We start from the raw sequence: 26,130 nt of genomic DNA on the forward strand, positions 1-26,130 counted from the left end.
ATTGGTCTACGGTGCACCTCATGCCCGTCCGGCCCCGCATCTCCTTCGCCCGCCAGGTGCTGATCCTGCAGGTGGGCGTGGTCGTCGTGGTGGCGGTCCTCGGGTACGGGCTGGTCGCCTGGATGCTCGACGGGCGGCTCCGCGACCAGTACGGCCAGCGGGCCCTCACGGTGGCGCGCAGCGTCGCCGTCGACCCGCAGATCGCGGCGGCGGTCGCCGCCGGCGACCCCGCCGGGCTCGTCCAGGACCGCGCCGAGCGGGTCCGGGTCCGGACCGGGGCGCTGTTCGTCGTGGTGACCGACAACCGCGGGCTGCGCCTGTCCCACCCGAACCCGCTGGAGCTCGGCCGGCACGTCAGCACCGACCCCTCCGACGCGCTCGCCGGGCGGGAGGTCGTCCGCGTCGAGCGCGGCACGCTCGGCCTGTCCGCGCGCGGCAAGGTGCCGCTGTACGGCCCGGGCGGGCGGATCCTCGGCGAGGTCAGCGTCGGGTTCGACGCCCGCGCCATCGACCGGGAGCTCGGGCACGTGCTGCGCGAGATGTCGCTGTTCGTCGCGGGGGCCGTCCTGCTCGGCGTCGTCGCGTCCGCCGCGATCGGCCGCAGGCTGAAGCGGCAGACGCTCGGCCTCGAACCGTACGAGCTGGTCGAGCTCGTCCACGAGCGGGAGGCGGTGCTGCACGGCGTCGGCGAGGGAGTCGTGGCCGTCGACACCGCGGGCCGGATCGCGGTCTGCAACGACGAGGCGTCCCGGCTGCTCGGCGTCGCGCCGGAGCGCGGCGCCCCCGCCGGGGACCTCGCCGCGCGGGGTGCGCTCCGCGACGTCCTCACGGGGCGGCGCGACGCCGCGAACCTGTTCGTCACGGCGGGGGAGCGCGTCCTCGTCGTCAACCGGCGGGAGGTTCGCAGGCACCGCCGCGACCTCGGCGCCGTCATCACGCTTCGCGACCGCACCGACCTGGAGACCCTCGCCCGCGAGCTGGACTCGGTCAGCACCCTCTTCGACGCCCTCCGCGCGCAGCGCCACGAGTACGCCAACCGGCTCCACACCCTCTCGGGGCTGCTCCAGCTCGGCCACAGCGAGGAGGCCGCCGACTACGTCGGCACCCTGATGGAGGACGCCGCGCGCCGCGCCCCGGCGCCCGACAACCTCCCCGACCCCCTGTCGGACCCGTACCTGCGCGCGTTCCTGTCCGCCAAGTCCGCCGTCGCCGCCGAGAAGGGCGTCCGGCTCGACATCGGCGCCGGCAGCTACGTGCCGGGCCGCGTCGCCGACGCCCTGGACGTGACGACCGTCGTCGGCAACCTCGTCGACAACGCCGTCGAGGCGGCGCGGCTCGGGCGGCGGCGGCCCGCCCGCGTCGAGGTCGAGCTGCTCGGCGACGGCCGCGACCTGCACGCCACCGTCACCGACTCCGGCGACGGCCTGCCGGACGGCCTGCGCGACGCCGTCTTCGACGACGGCGTCTCCACCCGCGACACCGCGGCGGGCCGCTCGCGCGGACTCGGGCTCGGCCTGGCGCGCCGCACCGCCCGCGCCCGCGGCGGCGACGTGACGTTCGTGGACGCGGGAACGGGCGGGCCGGAGGGGTGCGGGGCCGTGGCGGTCGCCCGGCTCCCCGGGGTGCTGGGCGCGGAGGCGGTGCGATGATCGACGTGCTCGTGGTGGACGACGACTTCCGCGTGGCGCAGGTCCACGCCGGGTTCGTGGCGGCGCTGCGGGGGTTCGCGGTGACCGGGCTCGCGCACTCCGCCGCGCAGGCCAGGTCCATGGCCGCCGAGCTGCGGCCCGCCCTGGTCCTGCTGGACGTCTACCTGCCGGACGCCTCGGGCCTGTCCCTGCTGCCCGAGCTGGACGCCGACGTCATCATGGCGACGGCGGCGGCCGACCCCCGCGCCGTGCGCGAGGCGCTCCGGCACGGCGCCCTGCACTACCTGATCAAGCCGTTCACCGCCGCCGCGCTGAACGAGCGCCTCACCGCCTACGCCCGCTACCGGGAGGCGCTGTCCGGCGGGAGCGAGCTCTCCCAGGCGGCCCTCGACGGCGCCGTCCGCGCCCTGTACGCGCCGCTGCACGCCCGCACGCCCGCCCCCAAGGGCCAGTCGCCCGTGACGACGCGGCTGGTCAGCGACGCGCTGCGGCGGGCGGACGCGCCGCGTTCCGCGGCCGAGATCGCCGACGAGGTCGGCATCTCCCGCGCCACCGCCCAGCGCTACCTCGCGGCGCTCGCCGAGGCCGGGCGGGTCGTGGTGACGCTGCGCTACGGCGCCACGGGCCGGCCCGAGCACCAGTACGCGTGGTCGCCCCGGTAGAGGCCGGCGAGGACGTCCTCGATGCCCGCCTCGCGCAGCGAGATGTCGCGGATGTCGTGGTCGCGGGCGAGCGCCGCGACCACCGCCGCCGCGTTCGCCGCGTTCGGCAGCCGGAGCCACTGCCGCGGCCCCTCCACCCGCTCGGCCTCGATCCCGTCCAGCATGATCGGCGGCGCCGGCCGGGCGAGCTCCACGACCAGCAGCCGGTCGGCGTCCACGGTGCGGCGCAGCTCCTCCAGCCCGCCGTCGTAGGCGAGCCGGCCGTGGTCGACGATCATGACGCGGCGGCAGAGCCGCTCGATGTCGCCGAGGTCGTGCGTGGTCAGCAGGATCGTGGTGCCGCGCTCGGCGTTGACGCGTTCCAGGAAGTCGCGGACGGTCGCCTTGCTCACCACGTCCAGGCCGATCGTCGGCTCGTCCAGGACGAGCAGTTCCGGGTCGTGCAGCAGCGCCGCCGCGAGGTCGCCCCGCATCCGCTGGCCGAGGCTGAGCTGCCGGACCGGGGTGTCCAGGAACGGCTCCAGCTCCAGCAGCGCGGTCAGCTCCGCGAGCCGGGCCCGGTGCGCGGCGGCCTCGACCCGGTAGAGCCGCCGCACGAGCGCCAGGCTGGCGCGCAGCGGCAGGTCCCACCACAGCGTCGTCCGCTGCCCGAACACCACCCCGATGCGGCGCGCGAGCGTCGTGCGGCGCCGCGACGGGTCCAGCCCGCACACCCGCAGGGTGCCGGACGACGCGGTGAGGATCCCGGTCAGCATCTTGATCGTCGTGGACTTCCCGGCCCCGTTGGGGCCGAGGTAGCCGACGAACTCGCCCCGCTCCACCGTGAACGACACCCCGTCCACCGCGCGCACCGGCCGGCGCGCCCGCCGCAGGACGCCCGAGCGCGTTCGCACGGTGAAGGTCTTGACCACGTCCTCGGCCTCGATCATCGGCACCGGCATCAGCTCCCTGTCGATCGGTAGTGCCGCAGGCCGGCCCGCCATGCGGTCGCCGCCGCCGCGCACAGCGCCGCGGCGACCGCCGGGGAGGCGAACCGCGCCGCGCCCGGCAGCCCGAGCGGGTCGGGACGGTCCAGGACGTACAGCGCGGGCTGCCAGTTGACGAACGCCAGCGGCACGACGAACGTCACCCCGCGGACCAGGTCGCGGGCGAACACGGTCAGCGGGTACTGGGTGAGGAACGCGCCGCCGTAGGTGAGCGACTTGCTCGCCCCGTGGCTGTCGACGAGCACGAACTGCATCGCGGCCGTCAGCACCCACAGCCCCCCGAAGATCGCCCCCCCGGACAGCACCATGACGGGGATCATCACCAGGCGGCCCGGGGTCCAGTGGACCTCCAGCCCGCTGAGCGCGTACCCGAGCACCAGCACGGCCGGGACGAGCTTGCCGAGCCGGCGCGGCGTGAAGCCCTCCGTCGCGATCTGGACCAGCGGACTCACCGGGCGCACCAGCATCGCGTCCAGCGACCCCTCCCGCACGTGCGCCCCGAGCCGCTCGGTCGAGCCGAGGACGATGTCGGAGAGCGCGAAGGACAGCGCCGACGTACCGTACAGGAACAGGACCTCGGACACGCCGAACCCGGCGATGCGCGGCGCCCGCGAGAACAGCACCATGATCGCGGCCGCGTCCAGGACGGAGACGACCGCGGTGGCCAGGCCGAGCAGCACCATCGACACCGGGTACTGCGCCGCGGCGCGGATCCACGTCCAGGCGAGCAGCCCGTACACGCGCAGCGCGCCGGGCGCGGCGGGCTCAGCCACCGTGGACCACCAGCCTCCGCCGGGCCGCCCGCGTGACCAGTGCCCCCGCCCCGAGCAGGACGGCCGCCCATCCCGCCTGGAAGGCCAGCGCGCCGGCCAGGCCGGCGCCGTCGTGGCGGCCGAGGAACACGTCCGCCGGCACCTGGATCTGCGCCGCCCACGGCAGGAGTTCGGCGGCCTGGCCGAGCCGCCCGGGGAACACGACGAGCGGCAGGATCATCCCGGAGAAGAACAGCGACATCACGAGCGTGACGGCGCTCAGGCCGCGGTCGTCGTGCAGCCAGAACATCCCCATCGCCACCAGGTAGCGCAGCCCGAAGCTCACCACCGCCGCCAGGACCAGCGCCACCGCGAACGCGGCCAGGTGCGCCGGAGCCGGCCACCGGAAGGGGAACGCCAGGGCGCCGGCCAGCAGCGGCGGCCCCGCGCGCAGCACCAGCGAACTCGCCGCGCGGCCGAGGTCGTGCGCCAGCCACCAGCCCATCAGCCCGGCGGGGCGGTGCAGGTCGATCGCGACGTCCCCGTTGCGGATGCGCTCGGTCAGCTCCATCCCGCCGAAGACCTGCACCGGCCCGATCAGGGCCTGGGTGACGAAGCAGAAGGTCACGGCGTCGGCGGCCGCGTACCCGCCGAGCGACGGCCGGACCTCCCACAGCGCCAGCAGCACGTAGGCGCGCAGGAAGCCGAACATCGTGTTGGTGAGCGACTCGGTCAGGGATCCGAGCGGATAGGCGGTGTGGCGGCGGAACCCGTACCACCACACCCACGGAAGAACGCCCACCTGCCGGGATCCTAGACCGGCGGCCCGGCCCCGACCACGTACTTTCGCACACAGACGGGCCCCCGGCGGGTCGCGCCGGGGGCCCGGTCCACGTGCGGGACGGACTCAGTCCTGCGGGATGTCGGGCTTGACGGGGGAGTAGAGCCAGTCCTTGAAGAACCCGCTCAGGTCCTGCCCGGCGATCCGCTGGGCCAGCGCCGTGAACTGCCCGGTCCGGGCGTTGCCGTACTTGTGCTGCGCGTACCACGTCCGGAGCAGGGTGAAGAACTTCTCGTCACCGATCTTCTCGCGGAGGAACTGCAGCATCATGCCGCCGCCGCTGTACACGCGGTCGTTGAACATGGTGTCGCGCTGCGGGTCGGCGGTCAGCACCGACCAGTACGGGCGCCCCGCCGCGTCGGGGAACGGGCGGGCGGCGTAGGTGGCGCGGGCCGCGTCGTGCACGGAGCGGCCGCCGTCCACCTCGGTGTAGTACCACGCGGACCAGGTGGCGAAGCTCTCGTTCAGCCACACGTCCTTCCACTGCGCGGGCGAGACCGCGTCGCCGTACCACTGGTGCGCCAGCTCGTGCGCGATCGTGCCGGTGCTGCGCACGGCCGAGTACACGGGCTTGCTCTGCGTCTCCAGGGAGAACCCGAGCGGCTGGCCGTTGAAACGGGCGTCGTCGGCGATCGCGCCGGTGCTGCCGAACGCGTACTCCCCGAACGTCTTCGACCAGAGGTCGGTGACCTCGCTGGTGGTGTCGTAGAAGAAGCTCACCGCGTCCGGCTGGGCGGCGAGCAGCTCGGGGTCGACGGCCGTGTAGTTGGGGACGCCGCGCGGCGTCCGGCCCTGCCTCACGTCCCACCGCCCGATGTCGATCGTGGTGAGGTAGCTCGCCATCGGGCTGTCCTCGCGCCATTTGAAGACCTCCGCGCGGGTCTTGGACGCGCGGCGGCTGAAGCCGGCCACGGCGGAGCGGTGCCCCGCCGGGCGGCCGTTGGCGACGGCCGTCAGGCCCTTCGGCACCGTGATCGTGTAGTCGTAGGTGGCCTTGTCGCTCGGGTGGTCGTTCACGGGGAACCAGGTGCTGGCGCCGTTCGGCTCGCCGCCGACGAACGCGCCGTCGGGGGTGTGCAGGAAGCCGTAGGGGGAGCCGAAGACGATCGGGGAGCCCACGATGGTCTGCGGCACGCCGCCGTACCTGATGACCGCGGTGAAGGTCCGTCCCTTGCGCAGCCCCTGCCGCGGCGTGATGACCAGTTCCTGGCCGTGCCGCTCGTAGCGGGCCTGTCGCCGGTCGACCCAGACCTTGTCGACGTCCATCCCGGACAGGTCGAGGTCGAACCGCGACAGGTCCTGGGTGGCGCGCGCGGTGACGGTCACGGTGCCGTCGAGCTGGTCGTGGTCGGGGTCGTAGCTCAGGTCCAGCGAGTAGTGGCGGACGTCGTAGCCGCCGTTGCCCTCCAGCGGGAAGTAGGGGTCGCCGACACCGGGGGCGCCGGGGGTGAAGCGCCCGTGCTGGCCGTGCCCGTCCGCGGAGGCGGCGGGCGCGAGCGCGACGACGCTCACCGCGGCGACGGCGAGCGGAAGCATCCGGCCGGGGATCGCCCGGGACCGGATGAACCGGGGGTGACGCGCCATCAGGGGTCCTCTCTCAGAGAGATCGAATAGCGGGGCTCACGATGCGCCCCGACGGCGGCGTTTGTCGAGATCCATTGCCGAATGTGGCCGGAACGTGAGGGCCGGACAAGGGTGGCCAGAGGGGCGGCGGGGGTGTTCCGGGACGCCGTAAGGCCCCCGCGGGTGTAGGGACGCGGGGGCCTTAGGGGTCCTGGGGATCAGGCCGGAGAGCGGGGCCGGCGGCGCCGGCCGGCGCGGGTCAGTGGAACTGGCCCTCTTCCGTCGAGCCCTTCAGGGCGGTGGTGGAGGAGTCGGGGCTGATGGCGGTGCTGACCATGTCGAAGTAGCCGGTGCCGGCCTCGCGCTGGTGCTTGACCGCGGTGAAGCCCTTCTCGGCCGCCGCGAACTCGCGCTCCTGCAGGTCGACGTACGCCGTCATGCCCTCGCGGGCGTAGCCGTGCGCCAGGTCGAACATGCCGTAGTTGAGCGCGTGGAACCCGGCCAGGGTGATGAACTGGAACTTGAAGCCCATGTGGCCGAGCTCGCGCTGGAACTTGGCGATGGTCGCGTCGTCCAGGTGCGCCTTCCAGTTGAAGGACGGCGAGCAGTTGTAGGCCAGCATCTGGTCCGGGTACTCGGCCTTCACGGCCTCGGCGAACCTGCGCGCCTGCTCCAGGTCCGGGGTGCCGGTCTCCATCCAGATGAGGTCGGAGTACGGCGCGTAGGCCTTGGCGCGGGCGATGCAGGGCTCGATGCCGTTGCGGACGTGGTAGAAGCCCTCGGCGGTGCGCTCGCCGGTGATGAACTCGCGGTCGCGCTCGTCCACGTCCGTCGTGATCAGGGTCGCGGCCTCGGCGTCGGTCCGCGCGATGATCAGAGACGGGACGCCCGAGATGTCCGCGGCGAGGCGGGCCGTGTTCAGGGTCTTGATGTGCTGCGAGGTCGGGATGAGGACCTTGCCGCCGAGGTGGCCGCACTTCTTCTCGGAGGCCAGCTGGTCCTCCCAGTGCACGCCCGCGGCGCCCGCGGCGATCATGCCCTTCATCAGCTCGAAGGCGTTGAGCACGCCGCCGAAGCCGGCCTCGGCGTCGGCCACGATCGGGGCGAGGAAGTGCGTGTCGCCCTCACCCTCGGCCCACTGCACCTGGTCGGCGCGCAGCAGCGCGTTGTTGATCCGGCGCACGACGGCCGGGACCGAGTTCGCCGGGTAGATGCTCTGGTCCGGGTAGGTCTGGCCCGCCAGGTTGGCGTCCGCCGCGACCTGCCAGCCGGACAGGTAGATGGCCTTCAGGCCCGCCTTGACCTGCTGGACGGCCTGCAGACCGGTCAGCGCGCCGAGCGAGTGGACGTAGTCCTCCTCGTGCAGGAGGGTCCAGAGCCGCTCCGCGCCGAGACGCGCGAGCGTGTGCTCCTCCTGGACCGATCCGCGGATCCGGACGACGTCCTCGGCCGTGTAGGTCCGCTCGATGCCCTTCCAACGAGGGTCGGACTCCCACTGCCGCTGCAGCTCCTCGGCTGCGCCCTTGAGGCGACTGTCGCTCATCATCTTGCCCTTCCGTGTCGTCCCCTGGGTGCTTGCTCCCGACTATGCCCCCGGCGCAAGCCCGTTATGAACTGACGAGTAACAGAAGAAGTGCGAAATTTCCGCTACGATGAAGCCGTGACGACCTTGCGGACAGAAGAACCCCTCAACTTGACGAGTGACGTCGATCTTGTGACCTTCGGCCAGCGGCTGCGCCATCTGCGCCGCGCCCGCGGCCTGACGCTGTCGGAGCTCGGCGAGCGCGTGGGCCGCGCCCCGTCCCAGCTCTCCCTGCTGGAGAACGGGCGGCGCGAGCCCAAGCTGTCCCTGCTGCAGGCCCTCGCCGCCGCGCTGGAGTGCCCGGTGGAGGAGCTCCTGCGCCGCCAGCCCCCCAGCCGGCGCGCCCAGCTGGAGATCCAGCTGGAGGAGGCGCAGCGCGACCCGCTGTACCGGACGCTCGGCCTGTCGCACCTGAAGGTCGGCAAGCGGATGCCGAACGAGATCATCGAGCACATCCTCGCGCTGTACGGGGAGCTCAAGCGCAGCCGCACCAAGCCCACCGCGAGCCCCGAGGAGGCTCGCAAGGCCAACGCCGAGCTGCGCCGCCAGATGCACGAGCGCGGCAACCACTTCGCCGACATCGAGCGCGTCGCGTCCCAGACCCTCGACTCGGTGGGGTACCGGCGCGGCGCGGTGTCGCAGGGGCTGCTGATGACGCTGGTCGGGCACTTCGGCTTCAGCCTCCAGTACGTCCAGGACCTGCCGCGCTCGGTCCGCTCGATCACCGACCTGCGCAACCGGCGGATCTACCTGGAGCGCGAGCAGCTCGGCATGCACACGCCGCGGACGATCCTGCTGCAGACCCTCGGGCACATCGCCCTCGACCACGACCAGCCGCGCGACTTCGCCGACTTCCTGCGCCAGCGCGTCGAGGCCAACTACTTCGGCGCCGCGATCCTGATGCCGGAGCGCAGCGTCGTCCCGTTCCTCCAGGAGGCCAAGGCCGCGCGGGAGCTGTCGGTCGAGGACCTGGCGGACGTCTTCTCCGTCTCCTACGAGATGGCCGCGCACCGCTTCACCAACGTCGCGACCCACCACCTCGACCTGCAGCTGCACTTCACCAAGAACGACGAGAACGGCACGATCTACAAGGCGTACGCCAACGACGGCCTGGCCTTCCCGCAGGACGAGGACGGCGCGATCGAGGGCCAGCGGATGTGCCGGGAGTGGGCCGGGCGGCACGTGTTCGGCGCCGCGGACCGCTTCTCCGTCTACTACCAGTACACCGACACCCCGAACGGGACGTACTGGTGCCTGTCACACATCGACCCCAGCCACGAGCGCGACTTCGCGATCACGCTGGGCGTCCGGTTCGAGGACTCCCGCTGGTTCCGCGGCCGGGAGACGACCCGGCGGGTCAGGTCGGCCTGCCCCGACGGCGACTGCTGCCAGCGGCCCCCGAAGGCGCTGTCGGACCGGTGGGAGGGGATGGCCTGGCCGTCGGCGCGCGCCCACTCGCACGTCCTGTCGGTCCTGCCGCCGGGAGCGTTCCCCGGCGTCGACGAGGCCGACGTCTACGAGTTCCTGGACCGGCACGCCGCCGAATGACGGACGTGTTGTGGCCGCGTTAAACCTTCGGGTCGGTCCGCCGTGAGCGGCGCGGGCGGCCGCTGATCTGGGCGGATCTGGCGTTTGCTGGGAGGCGAGGGGGACGTCGGCCGCAGGACGCCCGGTCCGGGCCGCCCCGCACGGAGAGGGGGCGCGCGTGCTGCCCGAGGTCGCGTCGTGGTTGGCCCGCCGTACGAGCGCGGCGGAGGACTGGCCGCCGCGTCTCCTGCTCGCCGCCAAGGGAGCGACCAGGATCAGCGTCGTGCTGCCCGCGCGCGACGAGGAGGCGACGGTCGGCGCGATCGTCGCGGCCGTGCGCGCCGACCTGGTCGAGCGGATCCCGCTGGTGGACGAGATCGTCGTGGTCGACTCCCGCTCCGCCGACCGGACCGCCGCCGTGGCCGCCGCGGCCGGCGCGGAGGTGGTGGCGCAGGACGCCGTGCTGCCGGAGCAGGGCCGCATGTCCGGCAAGGGCGAGGCCCTGTGGAAGTCCCTCGCGGCGACGTCCGGCGACCTGGTCGTGTTCGTGGACGCCGACCTGCGCGAGTTCACCTCGTCCTACGTGACCGGGCTGCTCGGGCCGCTGCTGACCGACCCCTCCGTCGGCTACGTCAAGGGCTGCTACGACCGGCCGCTGGTCGAGGGGGAGCGGCGCGTCGAGGGCGGCGGCGGCCGGGTGACCGAGCTGGTCGCGCGTCCCCTGATCAACCTGCACTGGCCGCTGCTGGCAGGCGTCATGCAGCCGCTCGGCGGCGAGTACGCGGGGCGCCGGGCGCTGCTGGAGCGGCTGCCGTTCGTGACCGGCTACGGGGTGGAGCTCGGCCTGCTGCTGGACGTCTGGCAGGACTCCGGGCTCGACGCGATCGCGCAGGTCGACCTCGGCCGCCGGTTCCACGCCCACCAGTCCACCGAGGCGCTCGGGGCGATGTCGGGCCAGATCCTGCTGACCGCCTGGTCGCGGCTGGAGCGGCACGGCCGGATGATGCCCCTCGCGGCCCCCTCCACCGCGCTCACACGGTTCCGGCGCGGCGCGGACGGGCACGACGCCCGCACCGCCGACGTGGCCGTGGGGGAGCGCCCGCCGATGATCGAGGTCCCCGGATACGCCGCGGCCCGCTCCCTGGCTCCCGGCCGCGGCTAGCGTCCCTTCCCGTTCCGCGCGAACCCCGCCGGCATGTTACCCGTGGTAACTCCGAAGGTGCTACCGTTGGTAACACGCGATATTGGAGAGAGGGTCAATTAATCATGACGAGTGCGGAGCAGACGCCGTTCTCGCTGGAGCCCAGCGAGGACGTTCGCGAGGTCAGGGACTGGGTGCACGAGTTCGCCAAGGACGTCATCCGCCCCGCGGCCCAGGAGTGGGACGAGCGCGAGGAGACCCCCTGGCCGCTGATCCAGGAGGCGTCCAAGATCGGCATCTACTCCCTCGACTTCTTCGCCACCCAGTGGCTGGAGGCCACCGGCCTCGGCATTCCGGTGGCGTTCGAGGAGCTGTTCTGGGGCGACGCGGGCATCGCCCTCTCGATCGTGGGGACCGGTCTCGCCGCCGCGTCCGTCGCCGCCGTGGGCACGCCGGAGCAGGTCAGCGAGTGGGTGCCGCAGATGTTCGGCAGCGCCGACGACATCAAGCTCGGCGCTTTCTGCGCCTCCGAGCCCGACGCCGGCAGCGACGTCGGCTCCATCCGCACCCGCGCCGTGTTCGACGAGGCCAAGGACGAGTGGGTGCTGAACGGCACCAAGACCTGGGCGACCAACGGCGGCATCGCCGACGTCCACGTGATCGTCGCCTCGGTGCACCCCGACCTCGGCAGCCGGGGCCAGGCCAGCTTCATCGTCCCGCCGAACACCCCGGGCCTGAGGCAGGGCCAGAAGTTCAAGAAGCACGGCATCCGCGCCTCCCACACCGCCGAGGTGATCCTGGAGGACGTCCGGATCCCGTCCCACCTGATCGTCGGCGGCAAGGACAGGTTCGACGAGCGCATCGCGCGCAGCCGCGAGGGCAAGAGCTCCAAGGGCCAGGCCGCGATGAAGACGTTCGAGACGACCCGCCCGTCCGTCGGCGCGATGGCCCTCGGCGTCGGCCGCGCCGCCTACGAGTACGCCCTCCAGTACGCCCAGGAGCGCGAGCAGTTCGGCAGGAAGATCGGCGACTTCCAGGCCATCGCCTTCAAGCTGGCCGACATGAAGTGCCGCCTGGACGCCGCCCGCCTCATGGTGTGGCGTGCCGCCTGGATGGCCCGCACCGGCAAGGACTTCCAGAACGCCGAGGGCTCGATGGCCAAGCTGATGGCCAGCGAGATGTCGGTCCAGGTCACCGAGGAGGCCATCCAGATCCTCGGCGGCAACGGCTACACCCGCGAGTACCCCGTCGAGCGCATGCACCGCGACTCCAAGATTTTCACCATCTTCGAGGGCACCTCGGAGATCCAGCGCCTGGTGATCGGCCGCACCGTCACGGGCCTCCCCGTCAGATAGCGACCGATCTGCGTGAACAGCCGAGCCGCCGCGGGTGTGCCGCCCGGGATGGGGCCCACTGTCGGCGGCTCGGCTCAGCGGCGGACGCGGTAGCGGATGTGGGTGGCCTCGGGCGTGTCGAGCACCTGAATGATCTCCAACTCGATCTCCGACGGCAGGACGTCGAACAACCGGCGGCCCGCGCCCAGGAGTACTGGAATGTGGTGTATCTGCACCTCATCCAGCACTCCGGCCTCGAGTGCCTGCTGCACGGTGTACGCGCCGCCACGAATCTGGACGTCCCGTTCCCCGGCGGCGGCCTTCGCCTGCGCCATCGCGCTTTCGATCCCGTCGTTCACGTAGGTGACCAGCGGATAGCCCCATCTGGCGGCCGGGCCGGGCGGCCGGTGGCTGGGGACGAAGATCGGGAGACCGCCGTGAGAGCCGCCCCAGTGGTCCATGAGCTCAGCGGTCCGCCGTCCCGCGAGGATCGCGCCGGCCCCGTTCCATTCGTCTTGGAACTGCTTGACCGGCTCGGGATGCTGGTCGGAGTCAGCCCACTTGTGCAGCCGCTCGCCGTCGTCGCCGCCGAGGAAGTCGTTGGGATCGGCGATGTACCCGTCGAGGGACATCGACATGTCGAGCACTGATTTGGACATGGCCCACTCCCTCGTTTCACGGCGTGGCCCCTCGGCCACCGCCCGCTTCCGGGTCCGGAGAATAACTGTGTCCCCAGAACACTGTGTACGGTAGAGACAGTTTCTGTGGATGGCAAGCGGGAGGCGACGTGGCGGTCAACGAGGATCCGAGGACACTGGCGGAACTGTTGTGGGGCCAGCGGAAGCCACGCAGCAGAGGCCCCAGGCCCGCCTTCGACCTCGCCCGGCTGGCCGACACCGCCGTCAAGGTCGCCGATGCCGAGGGTTTGGAGGCGGTCTCCATGCACCGCATCGCCGCCGAGCTCGGTTTCACCAAGATGGCCCTGTACCGCTACGTCAACGGCAAGACAGAGCTGATGGCCATCATGATCGAGGCGGCGGTCGGCACACCCCCCGACCTGAGCGGGGCGGCCGGCTGGCGGGCCAAGCTGGAGGAGTACGCCCGCGGACTGTCCACCGCCTGGCGGCGCCACCCCTGGCTGCCGTCGGTCACCGTGGGCGACCGCGTCATGGGCCCACGTGAGACCGCATGGTCCGAAACAGCCCTCAGCGCCCTCACCGGCACCCCCCTGACCCAACGCGAACGGCTCGACGCGGTCATGATGGTGTCCCACCACATCCGCGCCACCCACCCGGCCGCCACCCAAGGCACCCAGACCTGGACGGACGGCAGCGCCGCCCCCATCATGCGCGAGCTGCTACTCCTCAACGCCGACCGTTTCCCGCTGCTTGCCACCACCGTGGCCACCCCCTCAACCACCACCCGGCAGTTCGGCCTCCTCGCCCTCCTCGACGGCCTCGAACGCACCATCACCCAACGCACCCACAACAACGGCGACGAACAAACGGCTTCGCGCCCAGATCCTCCGTAAGCGGCGACCGCCAGCGAGGGCAGTGGGCGGTTTCCTGCCATTCGGCCGCTACGCAGTCGGGGCATCGCAGCCAGCGAACGCTACCCGCGCGGCTCGTGGATCCGGCTCCTCGAAAACCAGGGCCGAGGAGGATGGAATCACCTATGACCGCGAACTGGGTCGGGCGTCTGCTCGTAACCGAGGCGGCCACGTGTAACCACAATGAGAGCCAAACCGAACACGCCGTATCCGATCACGCTCACGATCGAGACGCCCTGCGTCAGACTCAAATGGACAGCAGGGGATGATATTCCAAGACTGATATAAGCAGGGCGAGAACGGGCACCGAGCAGAGTGACGATGACCAGCCACAACCTTCCTTCCGGTGATGGGCCGCGAGTCGACCGGCCCAAACGGCGGACCTTTTCCTCCGCCTTCATGTTGCGGATGGTCGAGGAGTACGAAGAGGCCGAGCGAGGTGACAAGGGTGCGTTTGCTTCGCCGCGAAGGACTTTGTGAATCCAGCATTGCGCTGTGGTGTCGGCAACGAGATTCCGGTGAATTGACCCCTTCGGGGAGCTGCCTCGGCCACACGGAAGGAAAGGACGCCGGACCAGGCATAGCTGGAGCAGGTGCGCAAGGAGAAAAAGTGGCTGGAGGGACCGAACGCAACGATGAGCAAGAAGCTGCACCAGACCGAGGCCGCGGTGGAGATCATTGAGGTGGTTCCATCCTCCTTGGCCCTGGCTTGCGGCCCTTCTTCCGCTTGGAAGGAGTGCCGATGGCCCCTCCGATGTCCCTTGTCGGCGTAACCGGCGGTCGCCCAGGTCACGGTGGTCTGCCGGATCATGGCGATCAAGCACCCGCCGCTGAAGCGCGGCCCCGTCGCTGCGCGCGCCCTCCGTGTGGGGGCAGGGAGGCGTCACCGGCTTACGCGCGACCGCGCAGACCCTGGACCAGCTCACCGGTCCGGCCATGCGGATGCGCCGCGAGCGGTGAACCGACCTCCGCCACACGATCCTCGATTACGTCATCGACCAGGCGGCGCGGACCAGCACGGGCTTCGCCTCGATGAGGTCGCCGGCCTGAAGGGCGCCGGCGCGCAGGTCCAGGTGGCTCGGCGTGGACGACCAGCCCGCGCCGCATGTCAGCGCCGCACCGCACGGGCACTGGCCCTTGAACGCGTTGCGGGCGATCCGCCGTCACTTCGGGTCGTGGCCCGGTTGCGGCCTCCATGTCCCAGGCGTCCCGGGCGGGGGAGAGGTCGGCCGGCGAGCCGACAAGGTCCTTGTCATCGGCGAGCCAGACGAGGACGGGATCAAGCGCGCCGAACACGAGAGGTCATATCTGGGCTGAGCAGGTTAAATGCAGGTCACCGAGCCACCCACGAAGATCTTCGCCATCTTCGAGGGCACCTCGAAGATCAAGCGCCTGGGCGCCGTCACGGGCCTCCCCGTCAGGTAGCAGGCGACCCGCACGGACGGCCGGGCGCCTCGCCCCGCCCGGCGAGGCTGGACGCCCTGTTCGAGCGCGAGGCCCGTTCCGACGGACCGCTCGGGGGCAAGGGAGAGGCGCCGTACCCTCATCGGTTACGTTGGGTGTGTGGAGGAGAACCTCACCGTGGAGCGGATCATCGACGTCGCTACCAGGCTCTTCGCCGAGCTTGGCTTCGACGGGACCCCGGTCGAGTTGGTGGCAGAAGCCGCCGGGGTGGACACGGCCACGCTCACGGCGCTTACGGGCGGCAAGACCGAGCTGTACAAGACCGTGATGGCGCGAGTGCATGAGGCCGAGGTGCACATGGTGCAGGCCGCGCTGGCCTCGACTCCTCGCACCATGGCAGGGCTGACCGAGTTGGCGGACGCCTACCTGGACTTCCACGTCAGCAACCCTCACACCTCGATGCTGTGGATGCACCGCTGGATGGGCGACGCGGCGGCCACCGCCGAACTCGACGTCCGGTACCGCGGACCGATCATCAGCATGGTCACCGACGCGGTCGGCCCCATGGCGCCGGACGACGTCCAGACCGACTTCGTCACCTGGACGATCATCTGGTCGGTCGCGGGCTTCATCACCGGTGGGATGCTGCACAGCGACCACTCACCGGCCAGGACCGCCCCGGCCGAGTCCGCCATCTCCCCCGAGACACTCGAAGAGTTCCGCACCAACCTGCATGCGCTGGTCCTGCGCATGTACGGCCCCAAGAACTACCCCTGATCCACCGCTCCGGAAGCGTCCGCTCTGCCGGGTCCCGGTATGCCTCGGACGCCCCGCGGGCTCCGGCGGTCTCGCTCTCGCTGACGGTCTCCCCGGAACGGAAACCGAGAGCCCGAAATGACGACCACCCGCCCCGTGGACGAGCCGCCGAGCCCGGAGGAATGACCGGGGGGACCGCCCCCCACATGCCGATTCCAGGCATCAGGACCAAATGAAAGAGACCATTCCAATACCCCGCTTCTGTCTCCGATTGTTGAGCTGGAGGCAGCCACCGTTTGGAAGAGACCGCCGGCGCAGCCTGTGGAACACACGGCGGTCAACCGATGGACCAGTCCCGAGACCGACCTGGCGAACGTCGCCGCCCGCGCCGTGACCGAAGCGACCGCTGCCGCTCACCTCGCGACCTTGCCCGACTTCGGAACCGCGCTGATCGAGCGGGCCCGCAGCGACCTGGCGAGACGGGCCGGGGAGTGCTGGTGATCAGTGCGGCGGAATTGAGCAGAGTAACCTAGACGGGCACAAACGCCAATAAAACCGTAGACCCCCCATCGCCCTCAAAAGGACAAAGAATGGCCGAAGAGCCCGGCGCTCCGACCGCCCGCCATCCGGAAGGCCCCCAGACGATCCCGGCGGCCCGCCGCCCCACCGCTGGAGTGGCCCGGTGAGTGACACCACGGCGCTCGGTGACCGGATGAAGGCGTACGAGCAGGCCACCCGCATGATCCTGCCGCGCCGCACCTACACGGTCGTGCGGGTCGACGGCCGGTCGTTCCACTCGTTCCTCCGGCACGCCGAGCGGCCGTTCGACGATGCCGTCATGGCCGCGATGAACACCGTCGCCGAGGCCCTCTGCGCGGAGATGTCGGGTGCGGTGTTCGCCTTCACCCAGTCCGACGAGTGCTCGGTGCTGCTGAGCGACTTCACCGGGACGGGCACGGAGCCATGGTTCGGCGGGGTGGTCCAGAAGATGGCCTCGGTCGCGGCGTCGACGGCGACGGTCGCGTTCAACGACGCGTACGTGCCCGCGAGTGGTGCGTCGCCGGCGTCCCGGGCGACGTTCGACGCACGGGTGTTCACGATCCCGGGCCAGGTGGACGTCGCGAACTACTTCCTGTGGCGGCAGCGCGACGCCGTCCGCAACAGCATCTCTATGGCGGCGCAGGCGCACTTCTCCCACAAGCGGCTCCACAAGATCGGCACCGGCGGGATGCAGGAGCTGCTGTGGAGCGAGGCCGGGGTGAACTGGAACGACTACCCGGCCGGCTGTAAGCGGGGGCGGGTCACGGTGCGGCGGACGGGGGAGCGGCCCGTGTCCTACACCGACCGCCGGACCGGGGACCAGGTGACGACGACGGCGATCCGGTCGTGGTGGGAGACCGACGCGGCCCCGCACTTCACCGCCAACCCCGGCGACTGGCTCGCCGAGACGGTCCCGGCCCTTCCCGCCCTGGCCGAGGAGCCCCACGTCTGACGACAGGCCCGCCCACACCCTGCCGCGTGGTCGATGGCCACGCCCGCCGCGGGCTCAGCGGTGCGGGTGTCGGGCGGGCCTGCCGGGCCGCTTCGCGGTAGCGCCGCGGCGCGTTGGGCGGCGGCCCGGCCGGGCTCAGGCCGCGGCGCCCAGGGTGCCGTGCGGGTCGAGGACGTACTTGCGCGCCGCCCCCCGGTCGAACTCGGCGTAGCCCTGCGGCGCCTGTTCGAGCGGGATGACCGACGCGTTGACGTTCCGGGCGATGTGCACCCGGTCGTGCAGGATCGCCATCATCAGCTGCCGGTTGTACTTCATCACCGGGCACTGGCCCGTGACGATGTACTGCGACTTGGCCCAGCCGAGGCCGATCCGCAGCCCGAGCTGCCCCTCCTTCGCGTTCTCGTCCGACGCGCCCGGGTCGCCGGTGACGTACAGGCCGGGGATGCCGAGCCCGGCGGCGGTGCGGGTGACTTCCATGAGCGTGTTGAGGACGGTCGCGGGCTGCTCGGTCCTCGCCCCCTCGTGCCCCTGGCCGCGTGCCTCGAACCCGACGCAGTCGACGGAGGCGTCCACCTCGGGGACGCCGAGGATCTGCTCGATCTGCGCGGCCACGTCGCCGTGCTCCGACAGGTCGATCGTCTCGCAGCCGAAGCCGCGGGCCTGCTCCAGCCGCTGCCCGTTCATGTCGCCGACGATCACGACGGCGGCGCCGAGCAGCAGGCAGGCGGTCGCCGACGCGAGGCCGACCGGTCCCGCGCCCGCGACGTACACGGTCGAGCCGGTGGTGACGCCGGCGGTGTAGGCGCCGTGGTATCCGGTCGGGAAGATGTCCGACAGCATCGACAGGTCGGGCAACTTCTCCATCACGGTGTCGCGGTCGGCCGGGAACCTGAGCAGGTTGAAGTCGGCGTACGGGACGACCGCGTACTCGGCCTGGCCGCCGTGCCAGCCGCCCATGTCGACGTACCCGTAGGCGGCACCCGGCCGTTCCCGGTTGACGTTCTCGCACACGCCGGTGTGGCGCTCCTTGCAGTTGCGGCAGCGGCCGCACGCGATGTTGAACGGGACGCTGACGAGGTCGCCGCGCTTGATGAACTCGACGTCCCTGCCGGTCTCGATCACCTCCCCGGTGATCTCGTGGCCGAGCGTGAGCCCGGCGGGCGCGGTCGTCCGGCCGCGCACCATGTGCTGGTCGGAACCGCAGATGTTGGTGGCCAGTACCTTCAGGATGGCGCCGTGCTCCAGCTTGCGCCCGCCCTGTTCGGCGAGTTCGAGCTTGGGGAAGTCCAGGTTCTCGACCGTGACCTCGCCCGGCCCCTGGTACACGACCCCTCGGTTGGTGTCCGCCACGTCCTCCCCCTCCGTGTAGAGAGTCGGCTCGCAGGCGCCCGGAACGGCGGACCGTGCTCGTCGCCCCCGTCCTCGGACGTCACGGGTGTCCACGAGGGATGTACCCGGTTTATAGCTAATAGTCCGATTTTCTGGCCAGGGGCTCGGGAGTCCGGCCGCCCGGAGCCGGGTGCGGGGGGACCGGAGTCGCGAATGGGGTCTTGACGGACGAAATGTTCGCGCTCACAATCGGCCCATCGGATCACCGCCGGGCACCGGCACGACTGCGGAGGAGGAGGCGATGGCGGACCACGGCACCCCGAATCCGCCGATCATGGCCGACGTCGCCCAGCTGGCGGGGGTGTCGCACCAGACGGTGTCGCGGGTGGTCAACGACCACCCGAACGTCTCGGCGCGGACCCGGGCCCGGGTGCAGGCGGCGATCGCCGAGCTCGGCTACCGGCCGAACTCGGCGGCCAGGACCCTGGTGACCCGGCGCTCCAGGACGCTCGGCGTGGTCAGCTTCGAATCCACGCTCTACGGTCCGGCCTCGATGCTGCACGGCATCGAGCAGGCGGCCCGGAACGCCGACTTCTTCGTCAGCATCGTCAGCCTGCGGGCGATCACGCAGCGCGCGCTGCTGGACGCGGTCGGACGGTTGGCCGAGCAGGCCGTCGAGGGCGTCGTGGTGATCGCCCCGCACACCTCGACGAACGACGTGCTGGCGCAGGCCGGCCGGCTCGTGCCGCTGGTGGGGGCCGGGTGCGGCCTGACCGCGGGGGTTCCGATGGCGGCGATCGACCAGCGCGAGGGCGCGGTGGCGGCCACCCGCCACCTGCTCGACCTCGGGCACCGCACGGTCCACCACGTCGCGGGGCCCGTGACCTGGCTCGACGCGGTCGGCCGGGCCGACGGCTGGCGGGCGACCCTGACCGAGGCCGGTGCGGCGGTGCCGGAGCCGCTGACCGGTGACTGGAGCGCCCGGTCGGGCTACGAGGCCGGGCGGCGGCTCGCGCGGGACCCCTCGGTCACGGCGGTGTTCTGCGCCAACGACCACATGGCCCTGGGCGTGCTCCGCGCGCTGCACGAGGCCGGCCGCCGGGTCCCCGAGGACGTCAGCCTGGTGGGCTTCGACGACATCCCGGAGGCCGCCTACTTCATCCCGCCGCTGTCCACGGTGCGCCAGGACTTCGGCGAGCTCGGCCGCCGTTCGCTGGAGTTGCTGGTGCAGCGCCTGGGCGAACCCTCGGGGCCGCCGGGGAATGTGCTGATCCCGCCGGAGCTGGTGGTCAGGTCCAGCGCCCGGCCGGCCCCGCGCACCTGACCGACCGATGCCCGCGTACTTCAGCGATGAGGGAATTGTGAGCGCTAACATCAACCAGGCCGCCTGCGTCGTCGGCGTCGACTTCGGCACGCTGTCCGGCCGGGCGGTCGTCGTCCGGGTCGCCGACGGCGCCGAGCTGGGCGGCGCCGTCCACGACTACGGCGACGCGGTGATCGAGCGGGTGCTGCCGGGCACGGGGGAGCCGCTCCCGCCCGACTGGGCGCTGCAGAACCCCGCGGACTGGCGGGCCGTGCTGCGCACAGCCGTCCCCGCCGCCGTCGCCGAGGCCGGAGTGGACCCGGCCCAGATCATCGGGATCGGCACCGACTTCACGTCCTGCACCGTGCTTCCCGTCCGGTCGGACGGCACCCCCCTGTGCGAGCTCCCGGAGCTGGCCGGACGGCCGCACGCCTGGCCGAAGCTGTGGAAGCACCACGCGGCGCAGCCGCAGGCCGACCGCATCACCGCGCTGGCGCACGAGCGCGAGGAGAAGTGGATCAAGCGGTACGGCGGCCGGATCTCCTCGGAGTGGCAGTTCGCCAAGGCGCTGCAGGTACTGGAGGAGGACCCGGACACCTACCGGCGCACGGAACGCTGGATCGAGGCGGCGGACTGGATCGTCTGGCAGCTGACCGGCCGCGAGACGCGCAACGCCTGCACGGCCGGCTACAAGGGGCTCCACCAGGACGGCGGCTACCCCTCCACCGACTATCTGGGCGCGCTGCATCCGGGCTTCGCCGACTTCGCGGCCACGCGCCTGGCCCACCCGCTCTCGCCGCTGGGGTCGCGGGTGGGGACGCTGACCGCCGAGGCGGCCCGCCGGACCGGCCTGCCGGAGGGCGTCGCGGTGGCCGCCGGCAACGTCGACGCCCATGTCACCGCCCCGGCGGCCCGCGCGGTCGAGAACGGCAGGCTGCTGGCGATCATGGGGACGTCGACCTGCCACGTGGTCAACAGCGGCGTCCTCGCCGAGGTCCCGGGGATCTGCGGCGTCGTGGACGGCGGCATCACCGCCGGAGCCTACGGCTACGAGGCCGGGCAGAGCGCGGTCGGCGACGTCTTCGCCTGGTGGACCCGCATGACCGGCCGGGACCACGACGAGCTGGCGGCCGGATCCGCGGCCGCGCCCGTCGGCTCGCACGGGCTGGTGGCGCTGGACTGGATGGGCGGCAACCGCTCGGTCCTGGTCGACCACCACCTGTCGGGCGTCGTCGCGGGCATGACCCTGGCCACCCGCCCGGAGGAGGTCTACCGCGCCCTCATGGAGGGGACGGCCTACGGGACGCGGGTCATCGTCGAGGCCTTCGAGGCGGCCGGGATCCCGGTCGAGGAGTTCGTCGTCGCCGGCGGGCTGAAACGCAACGCGGCGCTGATGCAGATCTACGCCGACGTCCTGCGCCGGCCGGTCTCCATCGCCGCCTCCGACCAGGCGCCGGCGCTCGGCGCCGCCATCCACGCCGCGGTCGCGGCGGGCGCCTACCGGGACGTCCCGGAGGCCGCGGCGGCGATGGGCCGGGTGGTCACCGCGGCCTACGCGCCCGATCCCGCGAGGGCCCGGGCCTACGACCTCCTGTACGCGGAGTACCGCGAACTGCACGACCATTTCGCGGCCAGGGGCGGAGCGAGCAGCGACGTCCTGCACCGGCTGCGGCGGCTGCGCAACGACGCGCTCGGCTCGGAAGGAGACCGGTGATGCCCGGCGCCCAGGACGACGGGATCCACGCGGTGCGGCGGACCGTCAGCGACCTGCACGCCGAGCTCGTCAGGTACGGGCTGGTGGTGTGGACGGCCGGGAACGTCTCCGCCCGGGTGCCCGGCCGCGACCTGATGGTCATCAAACCCAGCGGCGTCTCCTACGACGACCTGTCCCCGGAGGCGATGGTGGTCTGCGACCTCGAAGGGGCGGTCGTCGAAGGCGACCTGCGGCCTTCGAGCGACACCGCCGCGCACGCCTACGTCTACCGGCACATGCCCGAGGTCGGCGGGGTGGTGCACACCCACTCCGCGTACGCCTGCGCCTGGGCCGCGCGCGGCGAGCCGGTGCCCTGCGTCCTGACGGCCATGGCCGACGAGTTCGGCGCGGAGATCCCCCTCGGCCCGTTCGCGCCCATCGGCGACGACTCGATCGGGCGCGGCGTCGTCGGCACCCTGCGCGGCCACCGCTCCCCAGCGGTGATCATGCGCAACCACGGCGTCTTCACCATCGGCGCGGACGCGCGGGCCGCGGTCAAGGCCGCGGTGATGTGCGAGGACGCGGCGCGGACGGTGCACCTCGCCCGCCAGCTCGGCGATCCCGTCCCGCTCCGGCCCGAGGACATCGACCGCCTGTACCACCGCTACCAGAACGTCTACGGACAGCGTCCGTGACCCGCGAAGGGAGCAGCCCCGCGATGGCACCGACCATCTGGTTCCTCACCGGAAGCCAGTCCCTGTACGGCGAGGACACGCTCCACCAGGTCGCCGGGCAGTCACGGCGGATCGCCCAGGCCCTGGACGAGGATCCGGACATCCCGGCGGCGGTGCGGTGGCGCCCGGTGCTCACCGAGGCGGATGCCATCCGGCGCACGATGCTCCAGGCGAGCGCGGACGACGACTGCATCGGGGTCATCACCTGGATGCACACGTTCTCGCCCGCCAAGATGTGGATCGCCGGGCTGAACGCGCTGCTGCGACCGCTGCTGCACCTGCACACCCAGGCGAACGTGGAACTGCCGTGGTCGAGCATCGACATGGACTTCATGAACCTCAACCAGGCCGCGCACGGCGACCGGGAGCACGCCCACGTCCAGACGCGGCTCGGCATGGCGCGCACCACGGTGGCCGGGCACACGGCCGACCCCGCGGTCCGGGCGCGGATCGGCTCCTGGGTCAGGGCCGCCCGCGGATACGCCGACCTGCGGACGCTGCGGCTCGCCCGCTTCGGCGACAACATGCGGGACGTCGCCGTCACCGAGGGTGACAAGGTCGAGGCGCAGATCCGGTTCGGCGCCTCGGTCAGCGCCTTCGGCGTGAACGACCTCGTCGAGGCCGTCGACGCGGTGCCGGCCCACCGGGTCGGCGACCTCGCCGAGGAGTACGAGCAGGCGTACACCGTCGCACCGGAGCTGCGGTCCGGCGGCGAACGCCACCCGGCGCTGCGCGACGCCGCGCGGATCGAGCTCGGGCTGCGCGACTTCCTCGCCGCCGGGTCGTTCCAGGCGTTCACCACCAACTTTGAGGACCTCGGCGGGCTCACCCAGCTGCCGGGCATCGCCGTCCAGCGCCTGATGGCCGACGGCCACGGCTTCGGCGCCGAGGGCGACTGGAAGACGGCCCTGCTGCTGCGGGCCCTCAAGAGCGCCGCCGCGGGACTGCCCGGCGGCACCTCCTTCATGGAGGACTACACCTACCACCTCGTCCCGGGCCGGGAGCTCATCCTGGGCGCCCACATGCTGGAGGTCTGCCCCTCCATCGCCGACGGCGTACCGAGCTGCGAGGTGCATCCGCTGTCCATCGGGGGACGGCGGGACCCGGTCCGGCTCGTGTTCGACGCGGCGCCGGGACCGGGGCTCGTCGTCGGGCTGGCCGATCTCGGCGACCGGTTCCGGCTGGTCGCCAACGAGATCGACCTGGTGGGGCCCCCGGAACCGCTGCCCCGGCTGCCCGTGGCCCGGGCCGTGTGGGCGCCCCGCCCGGACTTCCGTACCTCCACCGAGGCCTGGCTGTCGGCCGGGGGACCGCACCACACGGTGCTGTCCCAGGCGGTCACCACCGAGATCCTGGCCGACCTCGCCGAGATGACGGGCGTGGAACTGCTCGTCATCGACGGCGACACCGATGTCGCCCGGTTCCGCCGCGAGATGCGCTGGAACCAGGCGTACCACCGCCTGGCGCAAGGCTTCTAGCCGCCAGGACCCCCCACCCCCGAGATCTGTGAGGAAACCCGTCCCATGACCAGATCACGCTTCGCGGTCAGGCTGGTCGCGCTGGCCGCGCTCGCCGGCGCCGCGATCGGCGGATTCGCCCCCTCCTCCACGGCGTCCGGCCGCCCCCTGAAGCCCGGGATCGGCAAGGACCTGTTCGGCACGATGCCCGACGGGACCAAGGTCTGGCGCTACACCCTGACCAACGGCTCGATGCGCATCCGGGTGATCACCTACGGCGGCATCGTCCAGACCATCGAGACGCCCGACCGGCACGGCAGGCTCGCCAACGTCACGCTGGGCTTCCCGACCCTCTCCGACTACCTCACCAAGAACAGCACGTACTTCGGAGCGCTCATCGGCCGGTACGGCAACCGCATCGCCAAGGGCCGGTTCACGCTCGACGGGCACGCGTACCAGCTGACCACCAACAACAACGGGAACACGCTGCACGGCGGCACGACCGGCTTCGACCAGCGCGTCTGGTCGGCGACCCCGGTCGCGTCCGGCGGCGACGTCGCGCTCAGGCTGTCCCACACCAGCCCGGACGGCGACCAGGGCTTCCCCGGGACGCTCAAGACCGAGGTGACCGTCTCCGTCACGCGGCACAACGCCATCCGGTTCGACTACCGCGCCACCACCGACAAGCCGACCGTCGTCAACCTCACCAACCACTCCTACTTCAACCTGGCGGGCGAGGGCACCGGCACGGTCTACGACCACCGGCTCCAGATCAACGGCTCCCGGTACACCCCCGTCGGCTCGTCCGAGCTGATCCCGACCGGCAAGATCGCCCCGCTGCGCGGGACCCCGCTGGACTTCACCAGGGCCACCGCGATCGGCGCCCGCATCCGCACCGGCTTCGACCAGCTCCTCTACGGCCAGGGCTACGACCACAACTTCGTCCTGGACGGCTCCGGGTGGAAGGTCGCCGCGCGCGTCCAGGACCCCGCGAGCGGCCGCACCCTGGCCATCTCCACCGACCAGCCCGGGCTCCAGTTCTACTCGGGCAACTTCCTCGACGGCACGCTGGTCGGCACCGGCGGCCGCGTCTACCGGCAGGGCGACGGGTTCGCCCTGGAGACCCAGCACTTCCCCGACTCGCCGAACAACGCGAACTTCCCCTCGACGGAGCTGGACCCGGGCCAGACCTACCACTCCACGACCGTCTACCAGTTCGGAGCCTGACATGGAGCGCATCGATCCAGTGGTCGAAGAGGCCGTCGACACCCTCGGCCTGAGCGAGCCCACACGGCGCCGGCTGCTCAGCGGCGCCGGCCTGGTCAGCGCGACGGCGGCCGCGTCGGCGCTGCTGGCCGCCTGCTCCTCGGACAACAAGAGCTCGTCCTCGGCCAAGGGCGGGCCCGGGCACTTCCCGAAGACGCCGAACTGGAAGTTCGTGTTCGTCAACCACGTCACCACGAACCCCTTCTTCACGCCGACGCAGTACGGCGCCCAGGACGCCTGCGCCCTGCTGGGCGCCTCGTTCCAGTGGACGGGGTCGCAGACCTCCTCGGTGCCCGAGATGGTCAGCGCCGCCAACGCCGCCATCTCCGGCAAGGCCGACGGGCTCGCGGTCTCCGTGGTGGACAAGTCCGCCTTCAAGGCGCCGGTGGACAAGGCGCTGGACGCCGGCATCCCGGTGGTCTCCTACAACGCCGACGGCGCCAAGGACGACCCCGGCACCAACCGGCTCGCCTACATCGGCCAGGACCTCTACACCTCCGGCTACCAGCTCGGCACCAAGATCGCAGGGCTGATGACCGGGGGAGACGCGGTCGGCTTCATCGCCACCCCGGGCTCGCTGAACATCCAGCCGCGCATCGACGGCGCGGCGGACGCCATCAAGGCCTCCGGCAAGCCGATCAAGTTCACCTCGGTCGCCAGTGGCGCCGAGCTGCCGAAGGAGCTGTCGACCGTCGACGCCTACGCCCAGGGCCACCAGAACGTCAAGGGCATGTTCGCGGTGGACGCGGGCTCGACCGAGAGCATCGGCAAGGTCATGCAGAAGTACGGCCTCAAGGGCAAGGGCGTGGTCGCGGGCGGGTTCGACCTCACCCCGGGCACCCTGAACGCCGTCAAGGCCGGCGACCTGGACTTCACCATCGACCAGCAGCCGTACCTGCAGGGGTTCCTGCCCGTGCTCGCCCTGTGGTTCTACAAGCTGTCGGGCGGCCTGGTCTTCCCTCCGGTGACCAACACCGGGCTGACCTTCGTCAGCAAGCAGACCGTCGGCCCGTACCTCACCACCAAGACCCGGTACGAGGGCTCCAGCCCGGCCCAGCAACTGGTGCCGCGGTCCGGCGCCATCGCTCACGTCTGACGGGAGGGGCACGG

Annotated in this window: 23 protein-coding genes; 16 read left to right on the forward strand and 7 right to left on the reverse strand. The window is 71.8% G+C overall.

Going from position 1 to position 26,130, the window contains the following annotated elements; genetic code table 11:
• The first annotated feature begins 20 nt into the window (after nt 1-20).
• Together BJY14_RS41870 and BJY14_RS41875 are read left to right on the forward strand one after the other, a co-directional pair.
• Nucleotides 21-1,649: a sensor histidine kinase gene (locus BJY14_RS41870; RefSeq protein WP_179848657.1), complete on the forward strand. Its 1,629-nt coding sequence runs from the start codon at nt 21-23 to the stop codon at nt 1,647-1,649.
• The gene (locus tag BJY14_RS41875; RefSeq protein WP_179848658.1) at nt 1,646-2,311 is read left to right on the forward strand and encodes a response regulator; all 666 of its coding nucleotides are present in this window, start codon (nt 1,646-1,648) and stop codon (nt 2,309-2,311) included. Before BJY14_RS41870 ends, BJY14_RS41875 begins: the two co-directional genes overlap by 4 nt.
• Here the strand turns inward: BJY14_RS41875 and BJY14_RS41880 are convergent.
• The 5 genes from BJY14_RS41880 to aceA form a co-directional block, all read right to left on the reverse strand.
• A complete protein-coding gene (locus tag BJY14_RS41880) occupies nt 2,260-3,252 on the reverse strand; it encodes an ABC transporter ATP-binding protein (protein ID WP_246396312.1) in 993 nt (330 codons plus the stop codon). The genes BJY14_RS41875 and BJY14_RS41880 overlap by 52 nt on opposite strands.
• On the reverse strand, nt 3,252-4,070 hold the full coding sequence (locus tag BJY14_RS41885; RefSeq protein WP_312879729.1) for an ABC transporter permease: 819 nt from the start codon (nt 4,068-4,070) through the stop codon (nt 3,252-3,254). Before BJY14_RS41885 ends, BJY14_RS41880 begins: the two co-directional genes overlap by 1 nt.
• Nucleotides 4,063-4,851 (reverse strand): ABC transporter permease, encoded by a 789-nt coding sequence (locus tag BJY14_RS41890; RefSeq protein ID WP_179848659.1) that lies wholly within the window; start codon nt 4,849-4,851, stop codon nt 4,063-4,065. The genes BJY14_RS41885 and BJY14_RS41890 overlap by 8 nt, the downstream gene beginning before the upstream one ends.
• A gap of 105 nt (nt 4,852-4,956) precedes the next feature.
• Nucleotides 4,957-6,474, reverse strand: a complete 1,518-nt coding sequence (locus tag BJY14_RS41895; protein WP_179848660.1) for a M1 family metallopeptidase — start codon at nt 6,472-6,474, stop codon at nt 4,957-4,959.
• Between the two features lie 238 nt (nt 6,475-6,712).
• Complete coding sequence (gene aceA / locus BJY14_RS41900; protein WP_179849974.1) at nt 6,713-7,996, reverse strand: isocitrate lyase; 1,284 nt, start codon at nt 7,994-7,996, stop codon at nt 6,713-6,715.
• Between the two features lie 150 nt (nt 7,997-8,146).
• Between aceA and BJY14_RS41905 the strand changes: the two genes are divergently transcribed.
• The 3 genes from BJY14_RS41905 (at nt 8,147) to BJY14_RS41915 (ending at nt 12,058) form a co-directional block, all read left to right on the forward strand.
• A complete protein-coding gene (locus tag BJY14_RS41905; protein WP_179848661.1) occupies nt 8,147-9,583 on the forward strand; it encodes an XRE family transcriptional regulator in 1,437 nt (478 codons plus the stop codon).
• A gap of 157 nt (nt 9,584-9,740) precedes the next feature.
• Nucleotides 9,741-10,724: a glucosyl-3-phosphoglycerate synthase gene (locus BJY14_RS41910; protein ID WP_179848662.1), complete on the forward strand. Its 984-nt coding sequence runs from the start codon at nt 9,741-9,743 to the stop codon at nt 10,722-10,724.
• 104 nt (nt 10,725-10,828) lie between these two features.
• The gene (locus tag BJY14_RS41915) at nt 10,829-12,058 is read left to right on the forward strand and encodes an acyl-CoA dehydrogenase family protein (RefSeq protein WP_179848663.1); all 1,230 of its coding nucleotides are present in this window, start codon (nt 10,829-10,831) and stop codon (nt 12,056-12,058) included.
• A gap of 74 nt (nt 12,059-12,132) precedes the next feature.
• On the opposite strand, the gene BJY14_RS41920 is transcribed toward BJY14_RS41915, so the two are convergent.
• Complete coding sequence (locus tag BJY14_RS41920; protein WP_179848664.1) at nt 12,133-12,696, reverse strand: dihydrofolate reductase family protein; 564 nt, start codon at nt 12,694-12,696, stop codon at nt 12,133-12,135.
• Between the two features lie 128 nt (nt 12,697-12,824).
• On the opposite strand from BJY14_RS41920, the gene BJY14_RS41925 reads away from it, so the two are divergent.
• The 5 genes from BJY14_RS41925 (at nt 12,825) to BJY14_RS41945 (ending at nt 17,238) form a co-directional block, all read left to right on the forward strand.
• Nucleotides 12,825-13,568 carry a TetR/AcrR family transcriptional regulator gene (locus BJY14_RS41925; protein WP_179848665.1) on the forward strand — a complete coding sequence of 248 codons (744 nt, stop codon included), beginning with the start codon at nt 12,825-12,827 and terminating at the stop codon, nt 13,566-13,568.
• A gap of 1,101 nt (nt 13,569-14,669) precedes the next feature.
• The gene (locus BJY14_RS41930; protein WP_179848666.1) at nt 14,670-14,903 is read left to right on the forward strand and encodes a hypothetical protein; all 234 of its coding nucleotides are present in this window, start codon (nt 14,670-14,672) and stop codon (nt 14,901-14,903) included.
• A 246-nt stretch (nt 14,904-15,149) separates the two neighbouring features.
• On the forward strand, nt 15,150-15,767 hold the full coding sequence (locus BJY14_RS41935) for a TetR/AcrR family transcriptional regulator (protein WP_179848667.1): 618 nt from the start codon (nt 15,150-15,152) through the stop codon (nt 15,765-15,767).
• A gap of 300 nt (nt 15,768-16,067) precedes the next feature.
• The gene (locus BJY14_RS41940; protein WP_179848668.1) at nt 16,068-16,247 is read left to right on the forward strand and encodes a hypothetical protein; all 180 of its coding nucleotides are present in this window, start codon (nt 16,068-16,070) and stop codon (nt 16,245-16,247) included.
• Between the two features lie 181 nt (nt 16,248-16,428).
• Entirely contained in the window at nt 16,429-17,238 is an 810-nt protein-coding gene (locus tag BJY14_RS41945) for a tRNA(His) guanylyltransferase Thg1 family protein (RefSeq protein ID WP_179848669.1), read from the forward strand.
• 135 nt (nt 17,239-17,373) lie between these two features.
• On the opposite strand, the gene fdhA is transcribed toward BJY14_RS41945, so the two are convergent.
• Nucleotides 17,374-18,588 (reverse strand): formaldehyde dehydrogenase, glutathione-independent, encoded by a 1,215-nt coding sequence (gene fdhA, locus BJY14_RS41950; RefSeq protein WP_312879730.1) that lies wholly within the window; start codon nt 18,586-18,588, stop codon nt 17,374-17,376.
• 280 nt (nt 18,589-18,868) lie between these two features.
• Between fdhA and BJY14_RS41955 the strand changes: the two genes are divergently transcribed.
• Genes BJY14_RS41955 through BJY14_RS41980 form a run of 6 tightly spaced genes read left to right on the forward strand, consistent with a single transcriptional unit; the run spans nt 18,869 to nt 26,116 of the window.
• Complete coding sequence (locus tag BJY14_RS41955; protein ID WP_246396314.1) at nt 18,869-19,891, forward strand: LacI family DNA-binding transcriptional regulator; 1,023 nt, start codon at nt 18,869-18,871, stop codon at nt 19,889-19,891.
• Nucleotides 19,892-19,898: 7 nt separating this feature from the next.
• Nucleotides 19,899-21,584, forward strand: a complete 1,686-nt coding sequence (locus BJY14_RS41960) for a ribulokinase (RefSeq protein ID WP_179848670.1) — start codon at nt 19,899-19,901, stop codon at nt 21,582-21,584.
• Nucleotides 21,584-22,258, forward strand: a complete 675-nt coding sequence (locus BJY14_RS41965) for an L-ribulose-5-phosphate 4-epimerase (RefSeq protein ID WP_179848671.1) — start codon at nt 21,584-21,586, stop codon at nt 22,256-22,258. The genes BJY14_RS41960 and BJY14_RS41965 overlap by 1 nt, the downstream gene beginning before the upstream one ends.
• Before the next feature lie 23 nt (nt 22,259-22,281).
• Complete coding sequence (araA, locus tag BJY14_RS41970) at nt 22,282-23,775, forward strand: L-arabinose isomerase (RefSeq protein WP_179848672.1); 1,494 nt, start codon at nt 22,282-22,284, stop codon at nt 23,773-23,775.
• Between the two features lie 45 nt (nt 23,776-23,820).
• Nucleotides 23,821-24,981 (forward strand): aldose epimerase family protein, encoded by a 1,161-nt coding sequence (locus tag BJY14_RS41975; protein ID WP_179848673.1) that lies wholly within the window; start codon nt 23,821-23,823, stop codon nt 24,979-24,981.
• Nucleotide 24,982: 1 nt separating this feature from the next.
• Nucleotides 24,983-26,116, forward strand: a complete 1,134-nt coding sequence (locus tag BJY14_RS41980; RefSeq protein ID WP_179848674.1) for a sugar ABC transporter substrate-binding protein — start codon at nt 24,983-24,985, stop codon at nt 26,114-26,116.
• The last annotated feature ends 14 nt before the right edge of the window (nt 26,117-26,130 follow it).

This window comes from Actinomadura luteofluorescens, from assembly GCF_013409365.1.
Classification (GTDB): Bacteria; Actinomycetota; Actinomycetes; order Streptosporangiales; family Streptosporangiaceae; genus Spirillospora; species Spirillospora luteofluorescens.

Coding starts and splice junctions, on each gene's coding strand:
- BJY14_RS41915 (WP_179848663.1), top strand. CDS start 10,829: ATGACGAGTGCGGAGCAGACGCCGTTCTCGCTGGAGCCCAGCGAGGAC.
- BJY14_RS41975 (WP_179848673.1), top strand. CDS start 23,821: ATGACCAGATCACGCTTCGCGGTCAGGCTGGTCGCGCTGGCCGCGCTC.
- aceA (WP_179849974.1), bottom strand. CDS start 7,996: ATGAGCGACAGTCGCCTCAAGGGCGCAGCCGAGGAGCTGCAGCGGCAG.
- BJY14_RS41895 (WP_179848660.1), bottom strand. CDS start 6,474: ATGGCGCGTCACCCCCGGTTCATCCGGTCCCGGGCGATCCCCGGCCGG.
- BJY14_RS41965 (WP_179848671.1), top strand. CDS start 21,584: ATGCCCGGCGCCCAGGACGACGGGATCCACGCGGTGCGGCGGACCGTC.
- BJY14_RS41955 (WP_246396314.1), top strand. CDS start 18,869: ATGGCGGACCACGGCACCCCGAATCCGCCGATCATGGCCGACGTCGCC.
- BJY14_RS41875 (WP_179848658.1), top strand. CDS start 1,646: ATGATCGACGTGCTCGTGGTGGACGACGACTTCCGCGTGGCGCAGGTC.
- BJY14_RS41960 (WP_179848670.1), top strand. CDS start 19,899: ATGCCCGCGTACTTCAGCGATGAGGGAATTGTGAGCGCTAACATCAAC.
- BJY14_RS41980 (WP_179848674.1), top strand. CDS start 24,983: ATGGAGCGCATCGATCCAGTGGTCGAAGAGGCCGTCGACACCCTCGGC.
- BJY14_RS41920 (WP_179848664.1), bottom strand. CDS start 12,696: ATGTCCAAATCAGTGCTCGACATGTCGATGTCCCTCGACGGGTACATC.
- BJY14_RS41880 (WP_246396312.1), bottom strand. CDS start 3,252: ATGCCGGTGCCGATGATCGAGGCCGAGGACGTGGTCAAGACCTTCACC.
- BJY14_RS41870 (WP_179848657.1), top strand. CDS start 21: ATGCCCGTCCGGCCCCGCATCTCCTTCGCCCGCCAGGTGCTGATCCTG.
- araA (WP_179848672.1), top strand. CDS start 22,282: ATGGCACCGACCATCTGGTTCCTCACCGGAAGCCAGTCCCTGTACGGC.